This is a genomic window from Microcoleus sp. A6-C6, from assembly GCF_036705955.1.
Classification (GTDB): Bacteria; Cyanobacteriota; Cyanobacteriia; order Cyanobacteriales; family Microcoleaceae; genus Microcoleus.
This window is the reverse complement of the sequence record NZ_JAUBVR010000049.1, coordinates 1-25,757: the sequence shown is the minus strand read 5'-3', so window position 1 is coordinate 25,757 and position 25,757 is coordinate 1. Positions and strand designations below refer to the sequence as shown.

Here is a 25,757-nt window from a genome sequence, read left to right as displayed (position 1 = left end):
ATGCTATGGTTAAGTCGAAGTTGCGCCAGTCTGACTGGAATTATGAGGAAACGGTCGATCGAATTGAAGCGATTATCGATCGGGTGGAGTCGGGAGAGTTGCCTCTAGATGAGGTTTTTGAGCAGTTTGCGGTGGCTGTGGAGTGTTTGCAGGAGTGCGAAGGTTTTCTGGCGCGGGGGAAGGATCAGATGGATCTGGCGATCGGGCTTTTGGCCGCGACACCGGATTTTTAATCCTTCTAATTTTAATCGCAACTAACCCAGAAACCGGGTTTTTTCCACAACCCTCGCTACAACCCAAAAACTCCGAAAAAACCCGGTTTCTTATCCCCCACAACCAACCCAGAAACCGGGTTTTTTCCACAATCCTCGCAACCAACCCAAAAACTCCGAAAAAACCCGGTTTCTTATCCCCACCCACCAACTCAATGCAAACCCTGACAAATGAACCCCGACCAATAAATCAAATCAGCAAAAGTTCTATTGGTGCGGCTTAGATTATTAGGCCCAAGCTGCGCCGCAAAGCTTGGAATGTGGTAATTTGGATCGGCTGCATGGTTTGTGGGTGGGTGTCGGGTCTACTCATCCCCGGACGGTATATTATAACAAATGTGCTTTTAACGATCTATTCTTACATACTCAACTCTGGTATTCCCCATATCCGAATAGTTCCATCACTGTAACCGCTAATAATTTTTTTTCCATCTGGGGTAATAGCAAGGCAATAAGCGTAACTATGGCTTGTGAAATACTCTTTTATCGAGTGAAGTTTTTCTCCAGTATTTAAGTCCCATATCTCAATAAACGACTCATAATCATCATTTATTCTTTTACGACCAGCCGATACAATTCTTTGACCATCTGGTGTAAGTGTAAGAGCTTGGATTACTTCAGCAGAACTCTTTAAAGTCAGCCGAACATCTGGATATTTCTTCGCCGTTAAATCCCAAATTTTTATTTTTTTTTCATGGCTGCTAATGAGTGTTTTACCATCTGGTGTAATAGCCAAAGCATAAATATATCCTAACTTCCTTCCTATGATAGTTACCAATTTTCCGGTTATTAAATCATAGGATTTGATAATTTCCCTTCCCACAATTATTCTTTTTTGGTCGGGAGAAATAACAATAGAGTTACGATTCCACCCATCAAGGTGCCGAGAGTGTAATGAATTAGTTCCCAGATTTTTTAAAAAATCTTGGTTGTTTAAATCCCATATTTGAATAATGTTGGAGTCTTCTACACTAATTAACTTTCGCCCATCGGGTGTAATTGCCACGAAATAAACTTGATTTGAACAAGGTAGAGAGTGTCGTAACTCGTTGGTCTTTAAATCCCAAATTTTAATGGTGTTATCCCAATCTGCAATAACAAGCGTTTGCCCGTCTGGAGTAATAGCAAAACATTCAACATCGCTTGTATGGGGTTCTAGCGTATTAAGTAGATATCCTGTCTGTAAATTCCAGATTTTTATAGGATGGTACCAACTACCACTAATGAGTTTTTGTCCATCTGGTGTAATGGCCAAAGAACGAACACATCCCGAATGACCATCAAGAACATTAAGACATTCAAAATATTTATAGGGATTGTCTTCTACAGCCAAAACAAAGACATCCGCAGAAGCGCTTAAGTTTGCACTCGCTTCACTCAAACAGAAACGACTGATAGAGAAGAATATCCTAGCTACTAGCTTTCGCAGCTTTTTAAACAACCACCCTTCTAAAGCTGTATCAAAATCTAATACATTTGTATCTACAATTGTATCAATATCTGTTGGTCGAGCAACCTCTATATCTAGTTGTTCGTCAGCTTCTAGTATAGTATCCGTCTCTTGGGTTGCCTGTGTACTTATCTCTAATTGTGTCTCATCCACTATTGAATCATCCAAGTGTTCATCGGTATCTGTTGAAACTGAATCTAATCTTAAATCATCTAAGTGTTCTTCGGACTCTGTTGAACCTGAATCTAAAGCAAACATCTCTTGGAGCAGCGGTTGATAAGAAATCAAGTAAGATATTATTCTGCTAGAAATTCCAGTATATAAAAATAGTTTTCTTATCTCTTGTGTATACTTGGGAGCTAATTTAGATGTTGCAGTTACTTGAAAATAACCTTGCTCATTCTGAGTAAAAGTTAATGTACCATCTTGAGCAATTTCACCTCCGGTTGTTTCCCAATAAACCTCACCTGCCACGATTGGAGAGCCGAATTGATCGAATCCTTTAGCAACAAATGTTTGCTGTTCGCTTGATTTAAGATAAACAAAACCAGGTTGAACTTCTAAACGTCTTAAAACAGGCAGGAGAATAACTTTAGCTGTATCGCTAAATTTTCCTAAATTTGCGGTGACAGTAACTTCGCGCTTTTTATAATCGCCTTTAAAAGCTCCTTTATCGGTAATTAATCCACCAGTTGTACTGATCCATCTAAAATTCGTTATTTCTAAAGGATCGCCAACCTGATCTAATCCAGTTACAGTAAAAGTAAATTCTTCTTCTGGTTGAAGTTCTACCTGTTCAGGAGATATTTTTAGCCCTCTCAGAACAGGAGTAACAGTAACTTCAGCGTTAGCGCTTAAATGTCCTACATTGACGGTTACTTGACAATCACCTTTTTGCTGTTCTCCACTACAAAAATTTCCATTCTCATCAATTAAGCCACCTGTTGCATTCCATTCTATATCACTGACAGATATTTCTTCACCTCGTTGATTGAAAGCAACCACATTAAATGTTTGGCGTTCTCCTGGCTCTAAAACAACAGATGAAGGTAAAATTTCTAGGAATGTTAACCGAGAAGGTTCGTAAACTTTAATTTCGGTGTAAGTGTTAATTGTCCCTACACTTGCTGTAATAATAACAGTGTCTTCTCGTTCTCCAGCATAAAATATGCCCCGATTGTCAATGTTTCCACTAATTGCTGACCAAGTAACTTTTCCAGTTTGTATGTTGTCACCATACTGATCTAAGCCTTTAACTTCAAACTGAAAGCTCTGGTTAAACTCTAATTGATCAATTGAGGGTGTAATAATTAGTTCTGCTAGCTTCGGAGGGGCAATAATCGTAATTGGGATAACTCGACGAATAGAACGGACTGAAGCGATAATTTCAAAATTTCCTTGCTTGCTTCCAGCTATAAAATTGCCATTTTGGTTAATCGTTCCACCTTCGCTACTTGCTGACCAAGTAATTTTCCCAGTTTGTATGTTGTTATCATACTGATCTAAGCCCTTAACTTGAAATTGAAAGATCTGACCAAACTCTAATTGAGGCATTAAAGATATAATAATTAGTTCTGTTAGCCTCGGAGGTTCAATAATCGTAATTGGAATAACTCGACGAATAGAACTGGCTGAAGCTAGGATTTCAAATTTACCTGGCTTGCTTCCAGCTATAAAATTGCCATTTTGGTCAATTTTCCCCCCTCCGCTGACTTCCCATAATACAGTTTCCTGCATCTGATTTCGTCGTTGATCTAAAACTTGTGCTGTAAATTGTTGACGCTTCTTAAATTCTAAAGTAATGCTAGAAGGAGTAACAGAAATCTCAGTGATTCTAGGAGGCTGAATAACAGTAATTGTGACAGAATTCTCAAAAATGCCTATTTTTGCTTTAACTTCAAATGTTCCTTCTATTTGACCTGCTGTAAATAAATCCTGTTCTTTTTCACCGCCGACACTTTCCCATTTAACATCTTTATTGTTAAGGTTCATCTCTATATTATTCTGGTCATAACCTTTAACAGTAAAACGTTTCGATTGACCATAGAGAAGTTCTAGGGGAGGTTCTACAATAATAACAATCTTGCTTAATTTTGGGTAAGAACAACCCTTAATAGCATGAAGTGCCTTTCGTGTTTTTGCTTCTAACAATGTTACCCAATCTTTCCCAGCAATGACAATAGTTTTTCCATTAGAACTAACTACTATAGAGCTAATAAAACCCGGCTGTTCGGGTAGAGTGTAAATAATTCTCTGATCTTTTAAATCAAAAATTTTGATTTCTTTGGAAAAACCTACTACAAGTATATTTTGATCGGCACTATCAGCTAGAGAATTAATTGATTGATCATGAGAGTAAGTATTGGTGCATTCTAAATTTTGAATAGCTAGTGCAGAAACATCTCCATTATCTGCTGCGGCAACAATACTTCTACCTAAAACCCAAGCCCCTACAGCTATAGGCCATCCTAATAAAACTCCTGCTACAGTAGCTGCTACATCTACTAAGCCTTGACCCCAAACTGAACCTAATTCAGTTGAAGACTCTGCTTTAGTTTTGGATTGCCAAAATTTGATAACCCCATCACGACTTCCACTAATTAATGTAGTGTTGCCTGAAGTAATACTTAAAGATTGAATCCAAGCTGAATGTCCTTCAATACTGCGTATGAGTTGACCGCTATCTAAATTACATAAAGTGATTTTATTATTAGTGCTTCCACAACCGATCACTTTTCCATCATGGCTAATACCTAAGCTCAAAACACAAGATAGTTCCTTTTCATTTTTTATGGTTTTACTTAGCTTACCTGTATTTAAATCCCATATTTTGATGGTTTTATCTGTGCTGCCGCTAACAATTTTTTTTCCATCAGCAGGGATAGCAACAGCAGTAATCCAACTAGAATGACCATTGAGCGTGCGAATAGCCGACCCTGTTTTTAAATTCCATACCTTAATAGTTTTATCTGCACTTCCGCTAACCAAAGTATTTCCATCAGGACTAATAGCCACAGACAAAACCCAGTGCGAAAGTCCTTCAATACTACGAATTATTTCCCCTGTTTGGAAATTCCATACCCAAATCTTTTTCCAACTCCCTCCTACTAAAATAGTATTATCTGGACTTATTGCCAGAGAAGTAATAACATCTGTTGGGCAAGGTGTTAAGCTTTCTGGTGTATTGCCATTCACAGAATAGTTTTCACCACGAAAAACGCTGTAGGCAAATTGTTTAACTCGATCGGATTTATCTTGGATTGATTGTTCAATCAATAGTTCTAAGCCTGGTTGACCATAATTGAGAGTTTTTGATAAAGCAGCGAGTCTTTCTTGCTCATTTTGACTAGATAACTGCTTCTTAACTTCTTCAATTCCTTTAGACATTTTATTTTTCTCCCAATTATTAAATTTCTGATTTTTTCGGCGATCGCACTCAACAACATTATCTATCATTGTTGGCTGTGCGTCGCCATCCCAGAGTCCAAATTACAACGAGATATCAGGGTTGGGTGGGGGCGGGTTTACGAAATTATTGATTTGAGTCATAAATTGTTGGTGAACCCGCCCCTACGAGAATTCGCGGTTTTATGTCCAGTTTCTACAATTTGTCGATCGCCTTTTTAGCCTTATCTGCGATATTTTTCACAGCATCTTTAGCATCTTCTGCTGCGTGGCGCGCGGCCGATTCCGCTTGTTTTGCTTGGCCTTCAGCTTGGTCTTTTTTGTTCCCCGTGATGTTTCCGAAAATTTCCTGAGCCTTGCCTTCTACGTTTTTGCCGATCGCCTTTGCTCTGTCTTCTACACTCATAATAAGCTCCGCCGAGTAGTTGAAATTTACTGCTATCCTAACATTAGCTCAACAGCAATTCCTCGCTAACTTCACATTAATTTATGTTTGGTTTGATTGCGAGTGGTTTTTAGTATAACTTTTGCACAATATTCGATCTATCCTGCAACCGCAGATGATGGCAGATACACACAGATGCACGCAGATAATTTTCAGATAATTTTTGAGCTATCGCGATGTTTTGTAGGGTGCGTCAGCATGGCTTAATTGTTCCCATTTACTCCGATAAAAGCTGACGCACCCTACATTTATTACTTCAAACTCGCCGCAGCAACCTTAATCGGTTCGAGCAATTCCAACGGTATATGCAGCATATTCAATTGGGTACTTTCAACACCTTTCCTTTCATTCCTTTCAGGATCGGGGCCGTGATAATCGCTGCCACCAGTTACCAGCAAACCGTATTCAAGACACAAATCTTTCAACTTTTTAATTTGGCTGGAACTGTGGGTGGGATGGTATACTTCGACTCCCATTAAACCTGCATCTACTAATTCTTTTAAAACTTCCTCAACAGCGCCGCCGCGAAATAAATAAGGGTGCGCCCATACTGGTACTGCGCCGCAACTCTTGAGTAAATCTATGCCTTCGGCGATCGAGAATTTGTCGTAATGCACGTAGGCGGGGCCGTCCTCTCCCAGCCAGCGATCAAAGGCTTCCCGCGATGATTTTGCGTGACCAGCTTTTACAAGGGCAGAGGCAATGTGAGGCCTTCCCGGTGCCATTCCTGGGGATGTTGTTGGCAGTTCGATCGCGAATCCCAACGCTGCTAGTTTATCTACCATTTCTTGCGATCGCCTCAATCTTCCTTCTATGCGATCGTTCAAAGGAACGCGCAACTTATTTGCATCGGGATAAAAACCTAGAATGTGCAGCGATCGACCGTTGTGCACTGTACTAAGTTCGAGTCCGGGGACTATTTCGATCCCGTGCAAAGCAGCGGCGGCAAAGGCTTCATCCCAACCAGACATCGTATCGTGATCGGTGACGGCCAAGGCGCGAACCCCCGAAGATGCGGCGGCGGCTACGAGTTCGGCTGGGGTGAGAGTACCGTCGGAATAAGTTGTGTGACAGTGGAGTTCTAGCATTGTTTTTCTGATTAACTATTTATCTACTTTGCGAACTCTATTAATCGCACCTTCTCGCAATTTGGGAAGCACCAGCGATATTTCAATACTTGCGAGATTCAGCAGAATTGGCATGACTCAAACTTTTTTTGTTCGACTGTCTTGTCTATCTGCAACCTCTGTTCCTATAAATGCTATCACAAAAACTGTACGGAAACTCGCCAGCGTACCAAGTATATAATTGCCAGTCGCGCTGTCTTCGCTGCTGAAAGTGCGATCGCCTTTGCCAGAAATCTTCGGGCGATTCCCCACGGGATAGCTTCGCTTCATGGGCTTTGTGCTGTGCTAGTTAGCAAATTGGCTCAAATCAGCCTCTCCAGCCGCTTCACCCCAAGCGCCATAAAGTTATACACCATCAAGATTTGAGCGTTTTGGCGATCGAGATTTTTTGAGGTAGAAACTGTGGAGGTTCGGATAGTGGCATTGTGCGATCCCTAGCGTTGATGATTTTTTTATAAATTAATAACATAACATTCAGGTACAGCGTATGAAATCCACACTTTGCTTTCCCGAAACCTCTGTTCAATCTCAGGTAGATACTTTTGATAATAGTGCTATTGAATCTTGTATCGTAGCCGCTTGGATTGACTTAGTAGGAGGAGATTTTGACAGTTTGGGAGGAGATGATTGGCTTAATTTGTGCGGCGACATTGACGACGGCGAAATTTACCGGGAATGGTTTTTGTGGCAAGACAGCGAAGTCACTCAAGAGTGGGAAGCTTACGATCCAATTACTAATTACCGAGTTGTGGCATCTAGCCGAGAAATGCTGGTTTCTAAAATCGACAAAATCGAAGATACCAGAAAAATTTAGCCTTTCGCGAGAATGTTACATCTTGATGTTAGAATTTAAGAATTCTGTCAAACTCGGTTTCTCCTCAATATTTTGGATCGAACGCGATACATCGTGAAACCGGGTTTTTCAGGCAAAAAATATAGGTTTTGTTTCGTTGGAATGGCTCAACCTACTAATTTAAAACTTGCGCGTCAATACCGAATAAACCGGATTTTTCACCCAGAGTTAAAGCCACAATCGAATATTTTGTTACTCGTTACCAGACTCTGCCTAGTAACGAGCAAAGCACAATTGAATATTTTCGTAAAAAACCCGGTTTCTGCGTAATTCCCGCAATTTATGTCGCTACAGCTTTTTGTTTTTCTCGTTCTAATTTGCGCTGCTTCAAAGCTGCAAGATTTTGTTTAATCGTGTCGATCGCACTTCCATTCCCCTGCTGTTGATATAATTCGCTAGCACGGATCAAATCTGCCACCGCCTCGCCATCCGATCGCAAATTCGCAAAAATCAAGCCGCGATTGTGGTAAGCTTCTGCCGTTGCCACCTGTTGTATGGCGCTAGTAAATTTCTCTTCAGCTTGGCGGTAATTTTCCGATTGATAAGCCTCAATTCCTGCTTGAAAATAAACCGCAGCTTTGCTACCGACGTCAGTATCTGGAAATTCTGGCGAGTTTAAAATTGGTTCTTTAAACAGTACAGAAATGCTGCCCTTACCGAAGTAAGCCCAAGTCATTGTTCCGATGCCAATCCCCAGCGCAGCCACAACAATGACAGACAGAGCAATAAAATTTGTGAGTTCCATAGAGAAATATTTGTTGTATTACAATATGATAAGATAATTTCTAAGTTCTGGAACAATGGCAGCACAGATTTACCTCAACGGTCAATGGTTTTTCGGTTCCCTAGCTTTAGTATTGTCGATCGGCATAATTACTGCAACTACAAGTTCGGACGCAGCAACCAAGGCGCAAACTCAAGCAGGGTGGCAATTGTTGCAGCGGGATGAGACAGGGTTGGTGGTAGCAATGCGACACGCGATCGCCCCAGGCACCGGAGATCCTGCTAACTTTAAGTTAGGCGACTGTTCCACCCAGCGCAATTTATCAGCCCAGGGAAGAACCCAAGCCCAGCAAATCGGAGCCGAATTTCGCAACCGCAACATCAAAGTTGTGAGAGTTGTATCGAGTCAGTGGTGCCGGTGTTTGGAAACAGCAAAACTGATAAATTTAGGCAAAGTCGAGCCATTACCAGCCCTCAACTCATTCTTTAGGGACAGCAGCCAAGAAGCCAGACAAACAGCAACAATTCGCAAATTAATTGTTGACAACCGCAACACAAAAGGCGCTATTATTATGGTAACGCATCAAGTCAATATTACAGCGATTACAGATATTTTTCCCCAAAGTGGCGAAGCTGTGATTCTCAAAGGCGATGCACGAGGTAAAATTCAAATAGTCGGACGCATTGGAGGATTTTAAGGAGGTATAAATTTACAGCAGATTGCGGTTAAAGTTTCTAACAATCCTCTAAAATTTCTCGAAGATAGGAAGATTTTTGCCGAACAGCAGGTGCTTCATCCAACAAGAGAATCTCAATAATTTGGGGCTCCAGTAAACTCGAATATTGTTCGTCTAGCCTGCACAACTCAATAGCAGCAAGTACGCCCGAAATTCTTTCCTCAGACTCCGACGACCTCATCCGGTTAATAGAAGCAAGCAATACATCGTTTGGTGGTGATAGAATCTCAACAAGGTTTCTCGCTTTCTGCCGTACAATCGAATGTCGATCTCCGAGACGTAAGAACATCCACTGCAATAAAATATTGTCACCCTGCGGGAATTCCTGATGCCTTAGATTTCCTAATGTTTCGAGGGCAATCGATCGCACATCCCACTCATCGTCAGCGAGGAGACAAGCCAGTATGGGAGCAACAACAGGATTATTTAAATCTCCTAATTTGGCCGCAGCATTATATCTGACATCATTGCGATCGGAAAGTGTTTCGGTAGCAGCAGCAGCCACAACATCAGACCACTTGGACTCTAGACTGTCTCCCATCCAAAAATTATCGTCAATATAAACAGAATCTCCTATAAATTCGCCTTTGTAGTGAAGGTGAGAATGTACTACAGACACATCGCCAATAGCACCACTAAAATCCGTTGGCGGATAATCATCGGAAGAAAAACAGCCAATAAATCGCGCTTTATCCAAATTTGCACCTTTAAATAAGGTACTATTTAAACGGCAACCAAAGAACTCTACCATTGATAAGTCGCGTCCTTCTAGACTGCAATTTCTTAAGTCACAGAAACTCAGAGTGTCCTTTGGCTTAATAGGAAGCTCATGCTTTGTATCCCGCCAGTTCCTGCCCTGATACGGTGTTTTGTAAGTGCTCTGTAGATTAATAATATCCATTGATTATTTTCCTAACTGATCTTTCCAAGACTTTGCCCATCGAGGAATCACCGGATTGTTGCCGTTGCGGTAGTCTTCAACCCATTGTAGCGCCTCTTGCATTTTTTGAATTTCTCTAGCAATCCTTTCTCTAGGCTCATTAGGCTCAGAAGGCAAAATTTGCAGTTGTTTTTGTAATGCTAAAATATATTCACTGCACTTTGTATCGTGGAGAGTGCCTTTTTTTAGGGACATTGGCGGCTTGTCCACTCCACCTTCAAATTGTTCCTTCATCACCATAAAAGCACAACTTCCATCTCCGTACTCTGCCTCTTCCCGATAGAGCTCGTTTATAACATCTTGAGCATCATCTATCGCCATAGCAACTGCACGCGGAAAGCTAGATGCTGGATTCTCAATCAATCTAGCATCTGGGGTTGTTGCAGTGACGCTGAGTCTTCTAAGATTCTTGTTCTCTTGATTTCCTTTTGGATTCATCTCACTTTGAATAGTAAAGGGATTGCAGGGCGAGCAATTGATTATACCAAGACTTACGCAGTCACTCCCCTTTTAGCTCCGAAGTTTTGATATTGCAGTGAATGTTGTATAATATTACCAGTTCCCAATTCCCAATTCCCAATTTATTATATGAGTTTCCAATACAGCGCCGCCCTAGTAACTTTAGCAGACCTTGATAAAGAAGTTTTAGTTAAATTTTACACCAAATTTCTCGACCTAGAACCCAATCCTTACATTCCCAATAGTTATGCCGAATTTCACCTCCCCGGCTTACGACTAGGTATATTCAAACCTAAAGATTCCCACAAATCGGAATTTGCAAATCGAGCAAAAACAGGCATGAGTTTGTGTTTAGAAGTCAGCGATATCGAAACTGCGATCGCCCGAATTTGGGCATTAGGTTATCCGCCAGCCGGAGAAATTATCAAAGCCTCACACGGCTTAGAAATCTATGCCTTCGATCCCGCCGGCAACCGCATAATTTTGCATCAATCCTATTACAATATAGGATAATCGCGAATAATTAGTGAACTCTCGATCTTCTCTCCTCTTCCTTCGCGTCCTTAGCGTCTTCGCGGTTCCTTCAAAATCCCCTCAACTATCTAATCAATTCAGCAAAGCTATAAAAACTGATAATTAATAATAGCAAAGCAGTGAAATGAGTCCACTGAAATTGAGGGCGAGGCCCGATATATTCTCGCACCAAAATTGAAAAAGACGAACCAATTATATAACTCAAAGACAGAGTTAAATACTGCCACTGCCATGTTACACTCCACAGCCCCAACAAAATCATCGCCAAAATCAACATCACCAACTCAACAAAGCGAGGCGGATTTTGCTGAGTAGACAAAATCACAGTGTTCAACCAATATTCCCAAGGTCTCATGTGTTAGTGATCGAGCTTTTGGATTTAGCCTTCCAGCTTAACCTACGATCGCCATTCAGTTTGTTGCAGCAAACACGCCAAAGCCTCCGCCGTCTCCACCTGGGGAAACTGCGCGTAAAAGCGACTGACACTGTAAAAAGGGTGAGGAGTCTCCAGAATAATCGACTTATCGGCTATTTCCGCCAAAAAATCCATCAAATCTAGCGGTGCCACAGGCGCGCAAATCCACAAAGCCACCGGTTGCTGCGACAGCAAAGCCTTCGCCGCCACAGCCACCGTCATCCCCGTCGCAATCCCATCGTCCACCAAAATCGCCAAAGCCCCCGCCGCGCTGACATTTGGTCGCCCCGAAGCCAAATCCGCTAACAGAGATTGAGCGCTATTTTCAGCCTGCTGGAGTGCTGATTTTTGCAAGCGTAAATTGTGCTGCTTTTGCTTTTGCCAGATCACCTGGCCATCAGCAGTTGCAGCCCCGATCGCGAATTCCAAATTATCTGGGCGAGTAATTTTCTTGGCGACAACCACATCCAAAGCACAACCCAAGCGGCGCGCGATCGGCACAGCAACCGGCAAACCCCCGCGTGGTAAGGCATAAACAATCGGTTTAATAGCTTCCTGTGCGCTTAAATTCAACTGACCGAGCTCGTCTTCAACTGCCTCGGCCAGTTTTTCGCCTGCATCGGCGCGATCGTCAAAAAACGGGTTAGACAACATATTCCTGCCTGTACGAGCTCAACCAAACAATTGGAGATTTGCGAGTGTTAATTTGGGATTGTGCGTAAAGCGTAGCTATCCCGTAGCGAATCCACAGCAGCGCATAGAAGCATCCAGTAAATCTCAGATCGCCCAGCGCCATCTAAACTATAAACTCTAGACTAAACAAAATCTCTCTAATTGTAAAATATATGTCCAGCGACTTGCAACTTAGCCTGTTTGACAGCAATCAAAGTGCCGCCTTCCAAAACGACTCAATCCCAGCAAATGCCAAAATTCCCATTCCCGCCGGCACTTATCAAAATATGGAACAAATCGGCGATCACTGCAACCGCTGTCACCGCTGCGAATTGGGTAACACCCGCACCCACGCCGTCATCGGGCGCGGCAATCCTCAAGCCTCAATTTTGATTGTGGGAGAAGCGCCCGGACAAAACGAAGATGAAACCGGATTACCCTTCGTCGGGCGATCGGGCAAACTGTTAGATAAGATTTTAGAATCCGTAGAATTGAGTGCAGAAACCGACGTATTCATCGCCAACGTCATCAAATGTCGCCCACCCAAAAACCGCCCTCCCACAGCCAAAGAAATCGAAGCTTGCAAACCATACTTGCTCGAACAAATTCGCATTTTAGACCCCAAAATTATTTTATTAACCGGTGCAACAGCCCTCAAAGGATTGTTAAGCGACAAGCGGCCAATTAGTAAAATCCGAGGTCAATGGATAGAATGGGAAGGACGTTTGTGTATGCCAATTTTTCACCCATCATACTTATTGCGAAATCCCTCCCGCGAACCGGAGACACCAAAATGGTTTATGTGGCAAGATATGCAGGTAATCAAAGCTAAATTGGATGAATTTAAAACGGCAAGTTAATCAGTAATTACGCCTGATATCATTGCTGGTGAACCGCAACACTTGTAGGCGCGGGTTCACCAACAATCTCAGGCTGAAACGAATAATCTGATAAACCCGCCCCCACCCACGCGACAGAATTCTTGATATAAAACAGTGAATACTAGAGAAGTATTCACCAACAATATCAGGCTCAAACCAACAATTTATTACCGGATGACCAATATGAACTCAATCAATCCCACAACCCAAGAAACACTCTCTGAACCAGAAATTGATTTAATAGTTGAAATCGAAGCTAACAATGACTCAGCATGGGAAACTCCCATTATTGTTCAAAAACCACCGACTTCTTTATCCATTCCCTCTGAACTTGCGATCAAAGCAGCTTTTTTAGCGGGATTGCATCAAGAAACAGATGTTGAGGCGTGGATTATTCGCCTAATTCGAGAACGACTAGAACTCGAAGAAGCAGCATATTTGGAAATCAAACAGAACTTGGCTAGAAAATTCAGTAGTTAAAGCGCCGTCTTATTTTCTCCTTGTGCACGACAATCTCGCAACCACAAACGAATCGCCTTAGCAATTGCGCTTTTCTCACTTTCTGGCGGCGACAACGCACGAACATCCGCCACTGTACCAAACCGAGAAACAATTTTTACTAATTCCCAGCCCTTCTCCGTTTTAGCTAAAAACAGCCAGTGATATTGCTGAATTTCAACTCGTTTCCCCTCGCGATACTGCCGTTCTAATGTAGTAATAAAAACTTGACTGGCATTTTCAGGAAGTGCTTCTTCAAAATTTAAAGGTAGCGGTTCAAACTCCGGGCGACCTGCTAAAATTATTTGACGCTGCACGTAATCGATCGCTCTAGAATTGTTAGGAGCAAAGCCCGATCGCGCAATTACACGGTTAGCATAACTCGGCAAATCTTGCAACAGCCGATCGACTAAAGCTTCCAAATCTGCCGGACAGGGCGATCGGGCTAACAAACCATACCGACTTGCGTTTATACTGCGATCGGCATTTGTGACAACATTAACAGCCAGAGTCGGACTTGCAACCGCAGATATTAGCAGATAAACACAGATGTACGCCGATGGAAGTTTACCTGTATTCATCCGTGTTTACCTGCGGTTTAACAAACATTCAAATTGTTATCCCAACTCTTCACAAATGCGCGCAAAAGCCGCCACCGGATCGTCGGAAGCTGTAATCGGCCGCCCAATTACCAGATAATCTGCACCTGCTTTAAATGCCGCTTTTGGAGTCATCGATCGTTTTTGATCGCCCCCCTCGGCCCATTTCGGACGCACACCGGGACAAACCAACACAAAATCATCCCCGCAACTCATTCTTAACTGTTCCACTTCTTGCGGAGAACAAACAGCACCAGCTAAACCACTTTCCTTAGCCAACAATGCCATGTGCAAAGCATATTCTGGCAACTCCAAAGGTATTTTCAACTCAAAAGCTAACTGTCGCGAATTCAAACTCGTTAACAGCGTAATTGCAATCAATTTAGGAGTCGGTTTATCAACCGCCACCGCCCCTTCTACCAAAGCTAACTGTGCCGCTTTCAGAGCATCTTTACCACAAGTAGAATGGATAGTCAATAAATCCACGTTGTACTTAGCCGCAGCACGACAAGCACCAGCCACAGTATTGGGGATATCGTGAAATTTCAAATCGAGAAAAATCCGCTTTTCCCGCTGTTTTAAAATTTCCAAAATCCCCGGCCCGGAACTCACAAACAGTTCCAAACCCACTTTCCAGAAAGATACTTGCGGGAGTTTGTCAAGAAGTGCGATCGCCTCTTCTTGACTCGAAACATCCAAAGCCACAATAATTCGATTATCAGCGTTCATCAGCGTTCATCTGCGGTTAAAAAAGATATTCAAGACACCAATCGCACAAACTTATTTTTGCCCACTTGCAAAACCTTACCGCATAAATCAGCAGGTGATTCAAACGTAAGATTAACATCAGAAACTTTGTCGCCCTCCAACTTCACCCCACCGCCCTGCATCAACTTCCGTGCATCACCGCTGCTCTTACAAAGCCCGCTAGCACTCAGAATATAAAACAACTTAGCCGGAAACTGCACGTTTGCCAAAGAAAACTCCGCCACAGCATCAGCCTGTCCCGCCGCACCTTTGATTAGCGCGATCGCATCTTGTTGCGCCCGATCGCCCGCTGCTTTCCCCCAATACTGACTTACCACATCCACAGCTAAAAGTTTCTGCTTTTCGCGCGGATTTTCTGGCAAATCATCAAGGGGCAAATTTGTCAATAGTTCAAAATACTGGGCGATCGAGCGATCGGCAATTTTCTCCAACTTAGAATACATCGTCAGCGGATCTTCAGACAAAGCTACATAATTATTCAAGGACTTCGACATCTTCTGCACGCCGTCAGTCCCGATCAAAATCGGCATCAGCAAACCAAACTGCGGTTTCATCCCAAAATGCCTCTGCAAATCTCTGCCCACCGCAATATTAAACTTTTGGTCAGTTCCGCCCAACTCCACATCGGTCTCCAAGGCCACGGAATCGTAACCTTGCATTAGCGGATACAAAAACTCGTGCAGGTAAATCGCATTTTCCTGCTGCATCCTGTTGTCAAATCCCTCTTTAGCGAGCATCTGCTGCACTGTCATCGTGCCTAGCAGTTCCAAAATCTTCGCCAAGTCCAATTTTGACAACCACTCGGAGTTATAGCGAATTTCCAAACGTCCGGGTGTGTCAAAATCTACAATCGGACGCACTTGGTTTAAATAAGTCTTGGCATTTTCTGCCACTTGTTCGGCTGTCAACTGGCTGCGCGTCTCCGATTTTCCTGTCGGATCGCCAATTCTTGCGGTAAAATCTCCGATGACCAGTACCGCCGTGTGACCGGCATCCTGAAAAGCTCTGAGCTTGCGGAAACAAATGCTATGTCCCAAGTGAATGTCAGTCCCTGTGGGATCAATTCCCAGTTTGACTCGCAACGGACGATCGACTTTTGCCAGCAGTTGGGCCAGATTTTCGTCAGGGTTGCTAGAATCAGGTCGATCGGGAAAAATCTCGCTGATGCCACGGTAAAGCGCTGAAAGGTTAGGAGTTATCATAGGGGAGCGATCGGAAACCATAAAACTCTAATATTTTGCCAAAGTGCAGCGGAATTAGTTAAACTCACTGATTGACACATAAACACACAACTATCAAGCTACCATAATCCCAAAGCTGACCGGCTTTCATTCGCTGAAAGCCTCCAGAGTTTCCATCTAAAATTAAAAGTCTTAAACCCCAAATCGAGTGAGGAAGTGAAATCCACGTGTCAACCAACGCAGTTCGCAAAAATACGGAAAACTCAGCCCCTGTATTCGAGTTTGTTCAGTCAGTCAGCAAAGTGACAGCCGGAACCATACTCAGCATGACAATGCTTGCCAGTTCCGTAGTCGCCGGCGGATTGGTTGGCTTAGCGATCAGCTTCCGCAATTTGCCAGATGTTCGCATCTTGCAAACCTACTCTCCCACCGAAACTACTCACATTTACGACATCAACGGCAAGCCCCTAGCCAGTATCCACGATGAAGCTAACCGGGATGTCGTACCTCTTGACAAAATCTCCCCGAACCTGAAACGGGCCGTAATGGCGATCGAAGATAGCAACTTCTTCACCCACAAAGGCATCAACCCCGGCGGGATAGCCAGAGCTCTCATAGTCAACCTAGAGAAAGGTAGAACCGTTGAAGGCGGCTCGACTATGACAATGCAGCTAGTCAAGAACCTGTTTCTATCTCCCCAGTCAAAATTTAGTCGCAAGATAGCTGAAGCGGTAATGTCTATCCGCTTGGAGCAAATTCTCAACAAAGACCAAATTCTGCAACTGTACCTGAATCAAATCTACTTAGGGCACAACTTGTACGGCGTAGAGACAGCCTCTCGAAGCTATTTCAACAAGTCAGCAGATAGTTTGAGCCTTGCGGAAGCAGCCATGCTCGCCGGCTTAATTTCCGCCCCCGAAGAATACAGTCCTTTTGTCAATTACAAATTGGCAAAAGAGCGGCAGGAAACTGTTTTAACCCGGATGAAGGATCTCAAATGGATTACGCCGGCGGAAGCGGATACCGCCCGATCGCAAAAAATTAAGCTTGGCAAAATCACCTCTTTTGGTGGCTCCCAAGTTCCTTACGTCACACAAGCCGTAGTCCAGGAACTGACACGGCGTTTTGGGCGAGATGCCGTACTCAAGGGAGGAATGCGCGTTCAAACGACGATCGACCTTAAAATGCAGCGCATAGCCGAAGAAACCGTCAAAACGTGGCACAATCGACTTTACAACCAAGGACTTTTTTACGATCGCGACCAAGGACAAATTGCCCTAGCAGCCGTCGATCCCCGCACCCACTTCGTCAAAGCAATGGTTGGCGGAGTCGATTACCAAAAGAGTGAATTCAACCGTGCCATTCAAGCACGCCGCCAGCCCGGATCTTCTTTTAAACCTTTTGTCTACTACGCTGCCTTTGCTAGCGGCAAATACACCCCCGACTCAATTGTCTACGACTCCCCAGTCGGCTACCGCGACGGCGACGGCTACTACTACCCTCAAAACTACGGCGGCGGATTCTCCGGCGCTGTCAGCATCCGCAGAGCCTTGGAATCATCCCTCAACGTTCCCGCCGTCAAACTCGGCCAAGAAGTCGGATTGAATAAAGTCATTGAAATTTGCCGGACACTCGGCATCAGAAGTCCGATGGAACCCGTGATTTCTTTGCCATTAGGTGCCGTTGACTTGACACCTTTAGAAATGGCCGGAGCTTTTGCTACCTTCGCCAACAACGGCTGGCATTCTGACACCACGTTTATCGTCCAAGTCACCGACAGCAGCGGCAACGTCTTGCTCGACAATACGCCCAAACCAAAACCAGTTCTCAACGCCTGGGCCGCAGCATCCGTCAACAGCGCCCTGCAAGGGGTAGTTAACAACGGAACGGCAAGGGCGGCCCAACTCGGCCGGCCGGCTGCTGGGAAAACAGGTACAACTTCCTCAGAACGCGATATTTGGTTTGTCGGTTACGTGCCGCAGTTGTCGGTTGCTGTCTGGATGGGCAACGACAATTACGCACCGATGAGCTACGGTGCTACCGGCGGTGGGATTGTTGCCCCTGTTTGGCGAGATTTTATGAGCCAAGCTTTGGAGGGCGTTCCCGTAGAAAGTTTTAAACCTGCGTCAGCTTTTGAGCGGCCTTAATTATTAGTCATTAGTCATTAGTCATTAGTCATGAGTCATGAGTCATGAGTCATTGGTCATTGGTCATTAGTCATTAGTTGAATTTTGACTGTTGACTAATGACTCAAAAACTAGGTCTATAAGCATTCTTCCTTCTTCCTTCTTCCTTCTTCCTTCTTCCTTCTTCCTTCTTCCTTCTTCCTTCTTCCTTCTTCCTTCTTCCTATGATTGTTTTTCCAGTTCGGATTTCATCCGTTCCAGCGTTGAGTTCATTTGCTCAAACATCTGCTGGGGCGTGATGCCAAATTGATTGAGCTGTGTTTTTAACTGCTCTACAGTCATCTGAGCCATGAAGTCCTCAGACAGCTCAAAGCGCTTCATAAAAATCCGGTAGCGGTCCATCATGGATTCCATCTGAGCGATGAACATTTTCTTGCCTTCGCGATCGAATTTGCCGTAATTGCCGCCTAGTGTGACGAGAGATTGATAGTCTTCAAACAACAGCTTGGCTTCTTGCTGAACAATTTCTGAATCAAAAAATCCCATAACTTTCCTACCTAATTTTTTAATATTGAATTGATTTTGATCTAGGCCGGCAATCCCGCTGCCTTTGGTAGTATTTTATCATTTGCCGGAGGAAGTCCCTACCCCTCAAGGCGCAAGAATCAGTAGAAATTTCCGTACAGGATAGTCGGAGAGGCGGAGAATGGGAGATGGGGAGATGGAGCATCTCATTTTTGCAAAAAGCATTTTTTGACAGTGGGAGCGTCCCTGCTCAGGAACTTTGTATCCGTCGCGAGCTTTGTAAATGACTAATGACTAATGACTAATGACTAATGACTAATGACTAATGACTAATGACTAATGACTAATGACTTCAAACTTGCCCAATACGTTCTAGTGGCCAAAACCTGACTACAGCACGGCCGATGATATTTTTCTTAGGTAAAAATCCCCACCTGCTGGAGTCGTTGCTATTGTTGCGGTTGTCTCCCATCACGAAGTATTGATTTTCCGGGACGACATAAGGCCCCCACTGATATTTAGGAGGTTCGGCAATATATTTTTCGACGATGGGTTTGTCGTTGAGGTAGACTAGACCTTTTTTAACAGCAACGGTTTGACCAGGCAAGCCAATTACCCGTTTGATAAATGCTTGGTCGGCGGTAAAGCCTTGTTCTTGCAACTGTTCCGGCGGGGCGAATACTACGATATCGCCAGTTTTTGGGGTTTCGAGGTAGTAGGAGATTTTTTCGACTACGACGCGATCGCCCACGCGCAAAGTTGGTATCATAGAATCTGAGGGTATGAAACGCGGTTCTGCCACCAACGCTCGAATCACTATTGCTAAACCCAAAGCAATAATTACTATCTGAATATTTTCTCGCTGCGACTTCCAGGCTTTCATCCACCAGGTTTCAGCCGGAATTTCTACTACTTCTGTACCCAAATTCTTTTTTTCAGATGTCATGAAAGTCCTCGCTATATAGTTGCCACTAATTATCTAATTGCCATTGAAGTAAGTCGCTCTAATTAAACGTAAAACTTTGTTTGGCTATTCAGAAACCCGTCAGGGAAGAGACGGGGATGCTACCCTACAGAAACCGAGTTGATCTGTCTTAGGTTTTTTTGAGACGAAAATACTTAGAAAAGTTGAGTGCATTCTGTTAATATTAACTCATAAAAAAGGTAGAGAATTAAAATTCTCTACCTTTTTTTATGTAAGGATTGTGAGTTATTTGCGATCGCGAGATTAGTTATTTCACAACTTTACTCCCGATGCGATCGCACGCCACTCAACCTTACTCAGCACCTTGGGGCAGCAATTCCCGCTTTTGACCTTGCAGCACCTTCACAACACCGGCTTCATCCACATCCACAACAGCGGTGTCACCGTCTTTGATGCGGCCAGAAAGGATTTCCTCAGCCAAACTGTCTTCCAACAACCGCATGATAGCGCGGCGCAGGGGTCGAGCTCCGTAGCTGGGGTTGTAGCCTTCTTCTACCAGCCTTTCTTTGAATTTCTCGGTCACTTCCATCGTGATTCCCTGTTCTGTCAAGCGGCCGAACACTTCTTTGAGCATGATGACGGCAATTTCCTTGACTTCTTCCTTGTTCAACTGACGGAAGACGATAATTTCGTCAAGTCGGTTGAGGAATTCGGGGCGGAAGTAGTTCTTGAGTTCTTCGTTAACCAAAGAGCGAATGCGGTTGTAAGTAGCATCGGCTTGGTTGTCGCTGAACTCGAAGCCGAGGCCACCGCCACCTTTTTCAATCACCTTAGAACCGATGTTGGAAGTCATAATCAGCAGCGTATTTTTGAAATCTACGGTGCGACCTTTGGCATCGGTTAAGCGGCCGTCTTCCAATATTTGCAGGAGCATATTGAAGACATCGGGGTGGGCTTTTTCGATTTCGTCGAACAATACGACGGTGTAAGGACGGCGGCGGACTGCTTCTGTGAGTTGTCCGCCTTCGTTGTAGCCGACGTAGCCTGGAGGGGAACCGATTAGTTTGGAGACGGTGTGACGTTCCATGTATTCGGACATATCCAGTCGAATCATCGCGTCTTCGGAACCGAAGAAGTAGCCGGCTAGGGCTTTGGTCAATTCGGTTTTACCGACACCGGTGGGCCCGGAGAAGATGAAACTGGCGATCGGGCGATTGGGATTTTTCAACCCAACGCGAGCGCGACGAATGGCACGGGAAACGGCTTTCACTGCTTCTTCTTGGCCGATCAAACGCTGGTGCAAGGTATCTTCCATGTGCAGCAGTTTTTCGGACTCAGATTCAGTTAATTTGTTAACCGGTACGCCCGTCCAGCTTGCGACGATTTGAGCGATATCTTCTTCGGTAACTACTGGCGATGGATCGGTGTCGCCACGGGCCGCCGAGTCGGTTTTTTTTGCTTGGGAAATCGCGCGAATTTCGGCTTTGATCGTCATTTCTCGATCGCGCAATTCGCCTGCTTTGTCAAAGTCTTGAGAACGCACCGCTTCGTCTTTATCTTTGAGGACTTTGCGGAGTTCTTTATCAAGTTCTTTGGCTGCGGGGGGAAGTTGGGAGTTGATCAAGCGGACTCTGGAACCAGCTTCATCTACCAAGTCAATAGCTTTGTCTGGGAGGAAGCGATCGGAGATGTAGCGGTGAGAGAGTTTGGCTGCGGCTTCCAAGGCCGTATCCAAGATTTTCAGCTTGTGGTGCTGTTCGTAGCGTTCCCGCAGACCGAACAGAATCTCGATCGTCTCATCAACGGTGGGTTCGCCGACCATCACGGGCTGGAAGCGTCGCTCTAGGGCGGCATCGCGCTCGATGTGCTTGCGGTACTCATCAAGGGTTGTAGCACCGATACACTGGAGTTCGCCTCTAGCCAAAGCTGGCTTGAGAATGTTGGCTGCGTCGATCGCGCCTTCCGCCGCCCCAGCACCGATCAAAGTGTGCACTTCGTCAATCACCAAAATCACGTTACCCGCCGTGCGGATTTCGTCCATGATTTTTTTCAGGCGCTCTTCAAATTCGCCCCGGTATTTCGTACCAGCGACGAGCAGGCCGATGTCGAGGGTGACGACGCGCTTGTCTTCGAGGATGTCTGGGATGTCGTTGTTAGCGATGCGCTGGGCCAGGCCTTCGGCGATCGCAGTTTTACCGACTCCGGGTTCGCCGATCAGTACCGGGTTATTTTTGGTACGGCGACCGAGGATTTGAATTACCCGTTCGATTTCTTTTTGCCGACCGACTACGGGGTCAAGCTTACCATCGACCGCCATTTGAGTCAGGTTGGCTCCAAATTCGTCCAGGGTTGGGGTTTTGGTGCGAGCGCCGCCGCCAGTGGCTGCGACTTCTGCGGTTTCTCCCAGCATCCGAATCACTTGGGTGCGGACTTTCGACAAGTCTACTCCCAGATTTTCCAGGACTCTGGCCGCTACTCCTTCACCTTCGCGAATCAGGCCGAGCAGCAGGTGTTCGGTGCCGATATAGTTGTGTCCGAGTTGGCGAGCTTCTTCGAGGGACAGTTCTAGAACCCGCTTGGCGCGCGGGGTGAACGGAATTTCGACTGCTACGAAGCCCGAACCGCGCCCGATGATTTTTTCGACCTCAATCCGAGCATCTTTGAGGTTGACCCCCATTGATTTGAGGACTTTAGCCGCAACTCCGGTTCCTTCCCCGATCAGACCCAGGAGGATCTGTTCTGTCCCTACGAAGTTGTGACCCAGGCGGCGAGCTTCTTCCTGGGCCAGCATGATTACTTTTATTGCTTTTTCTGTGAAGCGTTCAAACATGATTTATTCCCACCTGCTATATGCCCGTTTTGAGGTCACGCTCGCACAACGAGCGTTTTTGTTCGAGTTTTAACTCGTGATGCTAATTCTAGCGCGACACTCCCACCGCTCTGCCGCACTCGGCTGCGGTTGCAGATTCCAGGCTCATGTTGCAGGGTGGCTTTCAACTGGGAAGACCCAAATGGTGGCTGACCTACAACCTCCCCTAGACTGCCAGAAGATTGCTCTTCTCGGCCTGTGCCCAACCTACGACTACGTATTGATGGATTCTAGCACAATGTTTTTTGCGATCGAGCGCGATCGTAAATTCATACATCGAGAAGTGTGTAGAGGTTGCTTCACGAGAGTTATGTGTTACGGGCGCGATTGAGCTTTTCACTGTTAATCCATTGCGCGATCGCAGGGGAGGTCAAAAACCAGGTTTTTGCAGAAAATCTTCGCTGTAGCCATCAAATTAATTGAAAAACCCGGTTTCTTTGGTCAAGAGTGCGTCCGGTGTAATTGTCACGCGCTTGGCTTAGCTCTCAAGTAGCATTCCTCAACTTTGAGGATTTAAAATTTACAGCGGTCTCTACAAAACCGCAGAAAAGTCAAGCCTAAAAAAACCTTGTAGGAAACTGCGACTCTAATTGCGAAGCCCAGAGACCGTCAATCTTTGCAATCAATTCACCTCCAGCCCAGAGAAAGGTTTGAGTGATGAGGTTTTGCGCCTCAATGTTCACGCCGCCCAAAATTATGTCACGGTCTGGATTAAACCTCTGAATATAGGCGTAATCATTTCCATCATTGGCTGAGTACCAATTTCTTGTGCGATCGCCAATATAAAATGTGTTTTGTCTGGCGTTAGGGTTGCCAATTAAAGTATCTACCTCATCACTCAACATCGTGTTGGTGTCTGTACCTTTGAGTAAGTTTAGACCCGTACCACCTTCTAGAACATCGTTTCCAGAACCACCAAAAAACCTATTAGTGCCGTTTCCACCAGTCAGATAATCATTACCCCGATCGCCATAAATGTCATTAGTCCCATCTCCGCCATTAATGATGTCAATTCCCTCCCCGCCGTAGAGGGTGTCATTACCTATGCCAGCACCGAGAATATCATTACCGTCATCACCATATATCTGATTATTCCCATCTCCGCCATCAGCAGTATCATTTCCAGCCCCGCCGAAGATGATGTCATTACCTATGCCACCAAATACAAGATCGTTGCCGTTACCAACATTATAAGTATGGTTCCCGTTGTTGTTGTAATATTTCGCAAAATTCGCACTTAATCTGAATTCGTCGTCTCCGTTAGTCCCATAGATGAAGCGATCGTTGAGTCCGCCATTAAGCTTAGCAGCAACCAGAAACAAAGGATTATCTTCAGCATCAACCGGAATCACTCCTTCATGCACTTGAAGAGAGTTAGGAGAATCCCCTTTATAGAAGTTTGGTCGAAATGGATGATTGGCCTGCGTGTCATCCAGACCTAGAATATTTGTGGCTAAACGAGAATCACCATCTTCATCAGTTGTCACCAAATTTGTGTAGGCGGTAATGACACTGCTATGCTGATCTTTCGCAGTAATGCCGAAGTCAAACAGGAAAGATTCCTTGGCAGTTCCAGCTTGAGCTTCATTTCCCGCTACACTGCTGATGCCATTAAAACTTCTTCTTGAAGCCGTAGCACCAAAGTCTAAGCGTTCGATTGGGTCTGCAATTCCTCATTTTTTATCTAATACGTATCCATTTGATAGGTCAGTATCGAAACCATTAGTTGTATCGTATGGACTCAGGAATCTTGAAGTATTTGATGCTGAGTCAAGGGCTGTAACCGAACCAACTTGACTTCCATAGGTAGTATTGAAACTGGCGGCAAGTTCGCTGGCAAGGTGAGCACCCAGACTGTGACCGACAATATTGAGTGCTCCGGCTGGCATTCCCCACTCAACAAGTTTGTTTTGGATTGCTGTTGCCACTGGGGTAATCCACGAACCAGACCTGTAAAGGTCTCCTCTAGCGATCCCTGCTGTTGCATTGTTTGTTGGGGTACCGCTCACTTGAGTCCAGTCAAGGGCTAAAACTGTATCGTTTGGGTTAGCATCATTGATGGCTGCCGCCAGAGTTGTATCAAAAGAATCGCTGGGTGCTGTGAAACCAGGAATCAGTAGCCACACTTTTTCACCACTCCATTGATCGGCAGAGGGAAGGGAGAAGGGCGCACGGATATTTATGTAACGCACACTTGGATCTTTGACATTGTTGGGCGGTCTGTTAGTTTCGCCACCTGTTACCGTAAACGCAGTATTTATCACTGTCATCGTTCATTCCTCTCAAGTTAAGTTGGTAAAGATTAAGTAGATGAGTGGGAAAATACAGTAAATATGTAATTGCGAGTGAAAAGGAGTAATCGCAAGGTTTACAATCGCTTTAAATCTGTTGTATCCCAAAGTTTATTTGTTCCTACCTACTTGTTAGTTATTTCCTTTTCTCGACTTTCTCCACAAGTGAGCTGCACCCAAGCCCAAAAAGGCAAACAATGAGGCGAGGGGGGAGGCGTTCTCCGGTACGGGAGTAGGTTCAGGAGGAGATTCGTTAATTTCTAAGGTCACGCTCGCATCACCTTTAATAGCTCCATTTCGCAAAACGAAAAAAAATGTCTTGCGATCGACAAACATAAATCCGTTATTTCCACCCCAAACTCCGCCATCATCTGCCGGCATAACTTGCATACCAAATTGAGAGGGAATTCCGTTCTCAAAAGCCAAAACAGGAGCATCTGGGAAGTTGAAATCATCACTGGCCGTATAGGTGACAGGAGTTAAGCCATCAGCAAAGTCCAAAAATCTAAAGTTCAGAGATAGAAGTCCTGGTATAATTCGATCGTTGATGGTCATCACCTCCTCGCCGACTTTAGTCAGATATGTATCGTCGTAGGAAAAGTCACCGGTGTAGACACGACCCGCGAAGTCGGGATCGTTGACGTTGACGACGTTGACTTTGATTGTGCCTCCTATTGTGGCTGCCATAGCGGTCGCTCCCCCTAATGTGGATATCAAATATGTTCCCAGGATAGCGGTTAGTCCATATTTTATGTTCATTAGATATTCCTGCTTTGAAAGGCTTCACTCATAACAGTCAGTTTGTTTTCGTGTGTAGCAGCAATTAACGAAAACAACATCTTGAAATACAAATTAAAGCTTTTTTGCGGTATTTGATACCGTAAATTTACTAGGAATTACGCACTCCGACCGAAGAAACCGGGTGGGTGCATCTCACTTTGGCGAGTATGCCAAAAAAGGGTTAAAATGAAAAAGCTAGTAAAATTGCGTATCCGCTCAATAAGTTGCGGTAAATCTTAATTTTTCGACAGTGTATAACTTATTTGATTCTACAAATATCTT

At 44.6% G+C, this 25,757-nt stretch carries 25 protein-coding genes and 2 pseudogenes; 9 read left to right on the top strand and 18 right to left on the bottom strand.

Annotated elements, in window-relative coordinates:
- Window positions 1-5: 5 nt before the first annotated feature.
- Entirely contained in the window at window positions 6-233 is a 228-nt protein-coding gene (gene xseB / locus QUB52_RS19210) for an exodeoxyribonuclease VII small subunit (protein WP_332974610.1), read from the top strand.
- Window positions 234-630: 397 nt separating this feature from the next.
- On the opposite strand, the gene QUB52_RS19205 is transcribed toward xseB, so the two are convergent.
- Window positions 631-5,178 carry a WD40 repeat domain-containing protein gene (locus QUB52_RS19205; protein ID WP_332974612.1) on the bottom strand — a complete coding sequence of 1,516 codons (4,548 nt, stop codon included), beginning with the start codon at window positions 5,176-5,178 and terminating at the stop codon, window positions 631-633.
- Window positions 5,179-5,312: 134 nt separating this feature from the next.
- On the opposite strand from QUB52_RS19205, the pseudogene QUB52_RS29295 reads away from it, so the two are divergent.
- Window positions 5,313-5,393, top strand: a pseudogene (locus QUB52_RS29295) (hypothetical protein); the annotation flags it as partial.
- Here the strand turns inward: QUB52_RS29295 and QUB52_RS19200 are convergent.
- The 3 genes and pseudogenes from QUB52_RS19200 to QUB52_RS19190 form a co-directional block, all read right to left on the bottom strand.
- A pseudogene (locus QUB52_RS19200) lies at window positions 5,378-5,533 on the bottom strand (CsbD family protein); the annotation flags it as partial. The pseudogenes QUB52_RS29295 and QUB52_RS19200 overlap by 16 nt on opposite strands.
- A gap of 290 nt (window positions 5,534-5,823) precedes the next feature.
- Window positions 5,824-6,660, bottom strand: coding sequence for a PHP domain-containing protein (locus tag QUB52_RS19195; protein WP_332974614.1), 837 nt, complete (start codon window positions 6,658-6,660; stop codon window positions 5,824-5,826).
- Between the two features lie 117 nt (window positions 6,661-6,777).
- Entirely contained in the window at window positions 6,778-6,969 is a 192-nt protein-coding gene (locus tag QUB52_RS19190; RefSeq protein ID WP_332974615.1) for a hypothetical protein, read from the bottom strand.
- 217 nt (window positions 6,970-7,186) lie between these two features.
- Here QUB52_RS19190 and QUB52_RS19185 point away from each other — a divergent pair, with 217 nt between their 5' ends.
- Complete coding sequence (locus QUB52_RS19185) at window positions 7,187-7,513, top strand: hypothetical protein (protein ID WP_265237420.1); 327 nt, start codon at window positions 7,187-7,189, stop codon at window positions 7,511-7,513.
- 319 nt (window positions 7,514-7,832) lie between these two features.
- Here QUB52_RS19185 and QUB52_RS19180 read toward each other — a convergent pair whose 3' ends face one another.
- A complete protein-coding gene (locus QUB52_RS19180; protein ID WP_332974617.1) occupies window positions 7,833-8,297 on the bottom strand; it encodes a hypothetical protein in 465 nt (154 codons plus the stop codon).
- A gap of 55 nt (window positions 8,298-8,352) precedes the next feature.
- Between QUB52_RS19180 and QUB52_RS19175 the strand changes: the two genes are divergently transcribed.
- On the top strand, window positions 8,353-8,973 hold the full coding sequence (locus tag QUB52_RS19175) for a histidine phosphatase family protein (protein ID WP_332974620.1): 621 nt from the start codon (window positions 8,353-8,355) through the stop codon (window positions 8,971-8,973).
- Window positions 8,974-9,010: 37 nt separating this feature from the next.
- Here QUB52_RS19175 and QUB52_RS19170 read toward each other — a convergent pair whose 3' ends face one another.
- Together QUB52_RS19170 and QUB52_RS19165 are read right to left on the bottom strand one after the other, a co-directional pair.
- Window positions 9,011-9,763, bottom strand: a complete 753-nt coding sequence (locus QUB52_RS19170; RefSeq protein WP_442923213.1) for a HEAT repeat domain-containing protein — start codon at window positions 9,761-9,763, stop codon at window positions 9,011-9,013.
- Between the two features lie 153 nt (window positions 9,764-9,916).
- The gene (locus tag QUB52_RS19165) at window positions 9,917-10,390 is read right to left on the bottom strand and encodes a hypothetical protein (protein WP_332974623.1); all 474 of its coding nucleotides are present in this window, start codon (window positions 10,388-10,390) and stop codon (window positions 9,917-9,919) included.
- Between the two features lie 150 nt (window positions 10,391-10,540).
- Between QUB52_RS19165 and QUB52_RS19160 the strand changes: the two genes are divergently transcribed.
- Window positions 10,541-10,924, top strand: coding sequence for a VOC family protein (locus QUB52_RS19160; RefSeq protein ID WP_332974624.1), 384 nt, complete (start codon window positions 10,541-10,543; stop codon window positions 10,922-10,924).
- Window positions 10,925-11,009: 85 nt separating this feature from the next.
- On the opposite strand, the gene QUB52_RS19155 is transcribed toward QUB52_RS19160, so the two are convergent.
- Both QUB52_RS19155 and QUB52_RS19150 read right to left on the bottom strand, forming a co-directional pair.
- The gene (locus tag QUB52_RS19155; RefSeq protein WP_321161629.1) at window positions 11,010-11,270 is read right to left on the bottom strand and encodes a hypothetical protein; all 261 of its coding nucleotides are present in this window, start codon (window positions 11,268-11,270) and stop codon (window positions 11,010-11,012) included.
- A 72-nt stretch (window positions 11,271-11,342) separates the two neighbouring features.
- The gene (locus QUB52_RS19150; RefSeq protein ID WP_332974625.1) at window positions 11,343-12,014 is read right to left on the bottom strand and encodes a phosphoribosyltransferase; all 672 of its coding nucleotides are present in this window, start codon (window positions 12,012-12,014) and stop codon (window positions 11,343-11,345) included.
- 191 nt (window positions 12,015-12,205) lie between these two features.
- Between QUB52_RS19150 and QUB52_RS19145 the strand changes: the two genes are divergently transcribed.
- A complete protein-coding gene (locus QUB52_RS19145; RefSeq protein ID WP_265237428.1) occupies window positions 12,206-12,892 on the top strand; it encodes a uracil-DNA glycosylase in 687 nt (228 codons plus the stop codon).
- A 135-nt stretch (window positions 12,893-13,027) separates the two neighbouring features.
- The gene (locus QUB52_RS19140; protein ID WP_332974626.1) at window positions 13,028-13,393 is read left to right on the top strand and encodes a hypothetical protein; all 366 of its coding nucleotides are present in this window, start codon (window positions 13,028-13,030) and stop codon (window positions 13,391-13,393) included.
- Here the strand turns inward: QUB52_RS19140 and QUB52_RS19135 are convergent.
- Genes QUB52_RS19135 through tyrS form a run of 3 tightly spaced genes read right to left on the bottom strand, consistent with a single transcriptional unit; the run spans window position 13,390 to window position 15,980 of the window.
- The gene (locus tag QUB52_RS19135; protein WP_332974627.1) at window positions 13,390-13,992 is read right to left on the bottom strand and encodes a hypothetical protein; all 603 of its coding nucleotides are present in this window, start codon (window positions 13,990-13,992) and stop codon (window positions 13,390-13,392) included. The genes QUB52_RS19140 and QUB52_RS19135 overlap by 4 nt on opposite strands.
- 36 nt (window positions 13,993-14,028) lie before the next feature.
- Window positions 14,029-14,739: an orotidine-5'-phosphate decarboxylase gene (gene pyrF / locus QUB52_RS19130; RefSeq protein ID WP_332967447.1), complete on the bottom strand. Its 711-nt coding sequence runs from the start codon at window positions 14,737-14,739 to the stop codon at window positions 14,029-14,031.
- A 29-nt stretch (window positions 14,740-14,768) separates the two neighbouring features.
- Window positions 14,769-15,980, bottom strand: a complete 1,212-nt coding sequence (gene tyrS, locus QUB52_RS19125; RefSeq protein ID WP_332974629.1) for a tyrosine--tRNA ligase — start codon at window positions 15,978-15,980, stop codon at window positions 14,769-14,771.
- A gap of 206 nt (window positions 15,981-16,186) precedes the next feature.
- On the opposite strand from tyrS, the gene QUB52_RS19120 reads away from it, so the two are divergent.
- Window positions 16,187-18,106, top strand: coding sequence for a transglycosylase domain-containing protein (locus QUB52_RS19120; protein WP_265237434.1), 1,920 nt, complete (start codon window positions 16,187-16,189; stop codon window positions 18,104-18,106).
- A 201-nt stretch (window positions 18,107-18,307) separates the two neighbouring features.
- On the opposite strand, the gene QUB52_RS19115 is transcribed toward QUB52_RS19120, so the two are convergent.
- The 3 genes from QUB52_RS19115 to QUB52_RS19105 form a co-directional block, all read right to left on the bottom strand.
- Complete coding sequence (locus tag QUB52_RS19115) at window positions 18,308-18,631, bottom strand: DUF1825 family protein (RefSeq protein ID WP_265237435.1); 324 nt, start codon at window positions 18,629-18,631, stop codon at window positions 18,308-18,310.
- A gap of 331 nt (window positions 18,632-18,962) precedes the next feature.
- On the bottom strand, window positions 18,963-19,556 hold the full coding sequence (gene lepB / locus QUB52_RS19110; RefSeq protein ID WP_265237437.1) for a signal peptidase I: 594 nt from the start codon (window positions 19,554-19,556) through the stop codon (window positions 18,963-18,965).
- A gap of 331 nt (window positions 19,557-19,887) precedes the next feature.
- On the bottom strand, window positions 19,888-22,365 hold the full coding sequence (locus tag QUB52_RS19105) for an ATP-dependent Clp protease ATP-binding subunit (RefSeq protein ID WP_265237439.1): 2,478 nt from the start codon (window positions 22,363-22,365) through the stop codon (window positions 19,888-19,890).
- A gap of 181 nt (window positions 22,366-22,546) precedes the next feature.
- Here QUB52_RS19105 and QUB52_RS19100 point away from each other — a divergent pair, with 181 nt between their 5' ends.
- Window positions 22,547-22,735, top strand: coding sequence for a hypothetical protein (locus QUB52_RS19100; RefSeq protein ID WP_332975567.1), 189 nt, complete (start codon window positions 22,547-22,549; stop codon window positions 22,733-22,735).
- Window positions 22,736-22,961: 226 nt separating this feature from the next.
- Here the strand turns inward: QUB52_RS19100 and QUB52_RS19095 are convergent, their stop codons facing one another.
- The 3 genes from QUB52_RS19095 to QUB52_RS19085 all read right to left on the bottom strand — a co-directional run bounded on the left by QUB52_RS19095 (window position 22,962) and on the right by QUB52_RS19085 (window position 25,382).
- Window positions 22,962-23,891, bottom strand: coding sequence for a calcium-binding protein (locus tag QUB52_RS19095; RefSeq protein ID WP_332975566.1), 930 nt, complete (start codon window positions 23,889-23,891; stop codon window positions 22,962-22,964).
- A gap of 186 nt (window positions 23,892-24,077) precedes the next feature.
- The gene (locus tag QUB52_RS19090; RefSeq protein ID WP_332975565.1) at window positions 24,078-24,674 is read right to left on the bottom strand and encodes a lipase family protein; all 597 of its coding nucleotides are present in this window, start codon (window positions 24,672-24,674) and stop codon (window positions 24,078-24,080) included.
- Window positions 24,675-24,827: 153 nt separating this feature from the next.
- The gene (locus QUB52_RS19085; protein ID WP_332975564.1) at window positions 24,828-25,382 is read right to left on the bottom strand and encodes a hypothetical protein; all 555 of its coding nucleotides are present in this window, start codon (window positions 25,380-25,382) and stop codon (window positions 24,828-24,830) included.
- Between the last annotated feature and the right edge of the window lie 375 nt (window positions 25,383-25,757).

Coding starts and splice junctions, on each gene's coding strand:
- QUB52_RS19100 (WP_332975567.1), top strand. CDS start 22,547: ATGGTGGCTGACCTACAACCTCCCCTAGACTGCCAGAAGATTGCTCTT.
- QUB52_RS19165 (WP_332974623.1), bottom strand. CDS start 10,390: ATGAATCCAAAAGGAAATCAAGAGAACAAGAATCTTAGAAGACTCAGC.
- QUB52_RS19185 (WP_265237420.1), top strand. CDS start 7,187: ATGAAATCCACACTTTGCTTTCCCGAAACCTCTGTTCAATCTCAGGTA.
- QUB52_RS19090 (WP_332975565.1), bottom strand. CDS start 24,674: ATGACAGTGATAAATACTGCGTTTACGGTAACAGGTGGCGAAACTAAC.
- QUB52_RS19115 (WP_265237435.1), bottom strand. CDS start 18,631: ATGGGATTTTTTGATTCAGAAATTGTTCAGCAAGAAGCCAAGCTGTTG.
- QUB52_RS19205 (WP_332974612.1), bottom strand. CDS start 5,178: ATGATAGATAATGTTGTTGAGTGCGATCGCCGAAAAAATCAGAAATTT.
- QUB52_RS19175 (WP_332974620.1), top strand. CDS start 8,353: ATGGCAGCACAGATTTACCTCAACGGTCAATGGTTTTTCGGTTCCCTA.
- xseB (WP_332974610.1), top strand. CDS start 6: ATGGTTAAGTCGAAGTTGCGCCAGTCTGACTGGAATTATGAGGAAACG.
- tyrS (WP_332974629.1), bottom strand. CDS start 15,980: ATGATAACTCCTAACCTTTCAGCGCTTTACCGTGGCATCAGCGAGATT.
- QUB52_RS19085 (WP_332975564.1), bottom strand. CDS start 25,382: ATGGCAGCCACAATAGGAGGCACAATCAAAGTCAACGTCGTCAACGTC.
- pyrF (WP_332967447.1), bottom strand. CDS start 14,739: ATGAACGCTGATAATCGAATTATTGTGGCTTTGGATGTTTCGAGTCAA.
- lepB (WP_265237437.1), bottom strand. CDS start 19,556: ATGACATCTGAAAAAAAGAATTTGGGTACAGAAGTAGTAGAAATTCCG.
- QUB52_RS19150 (WP_332974625.1), bottom strand. CDS start 12,014: ATGTTGTCTAACCCGTTTTTTGACGATCGCGCCGATGCAGGCGAAAAA.
- QUB52_RS19195 (WP_332974614.1), bottom strand. CDS start 6,660: ATGCTAGAACTCCACTGTCACACAACTTATTCCGACGGTACTCTCACC.
- QUB52_RS19190 (WP_332974615.1), bottom strand. CDS start 6,969: ATGAAGCGAAGCTATCCCGTGGGGAATCGCCCGAAGATTTCTGGCAAA.
- QUB52_RS19105 (WP_265237439.1), bottom strand. CDS start 22,365: ATGTTTGAACGCTTCACAGAAAAAGCAATAAAAGTAATCATGCTGGCC.
- QUB52_RS19145 (WP_265237428.1), top strand. CDS start 12,206: ATGTCCAGCGACTTGCAACTTAGCCTGTTTGACAGCAATCAAAGTGCC.
- QUB52_RS19170 (WP_442923213.1), bottom strand. CDS start 9,763: ATGGTAGAGTTCTTTGGTTGCCGTTTAAATAGTACCTTATTTAAAGGT.
- QUB52_RS19160 (WP_332974624.1), top strand. CDS start 10,541: ATGAGTTTCCAATACAGCGCCGCCCTAGTAACTTTAGCAGACCTTGAT.
- QUB52_RS19135 (WP_332974627.1), bottom strand. CDS start 13,992: ATGAATACAGGTAAACTTCCATCGGCGTACATCTGTGTTTATCTGCTA.
- QUB52_RS19180 (WP_332974617.1), bottom strand. CDS start 8,297: ATGGAACTCACAAATTTTATTGCTCTGTCTGTCATTGTTGTGGCTGCG.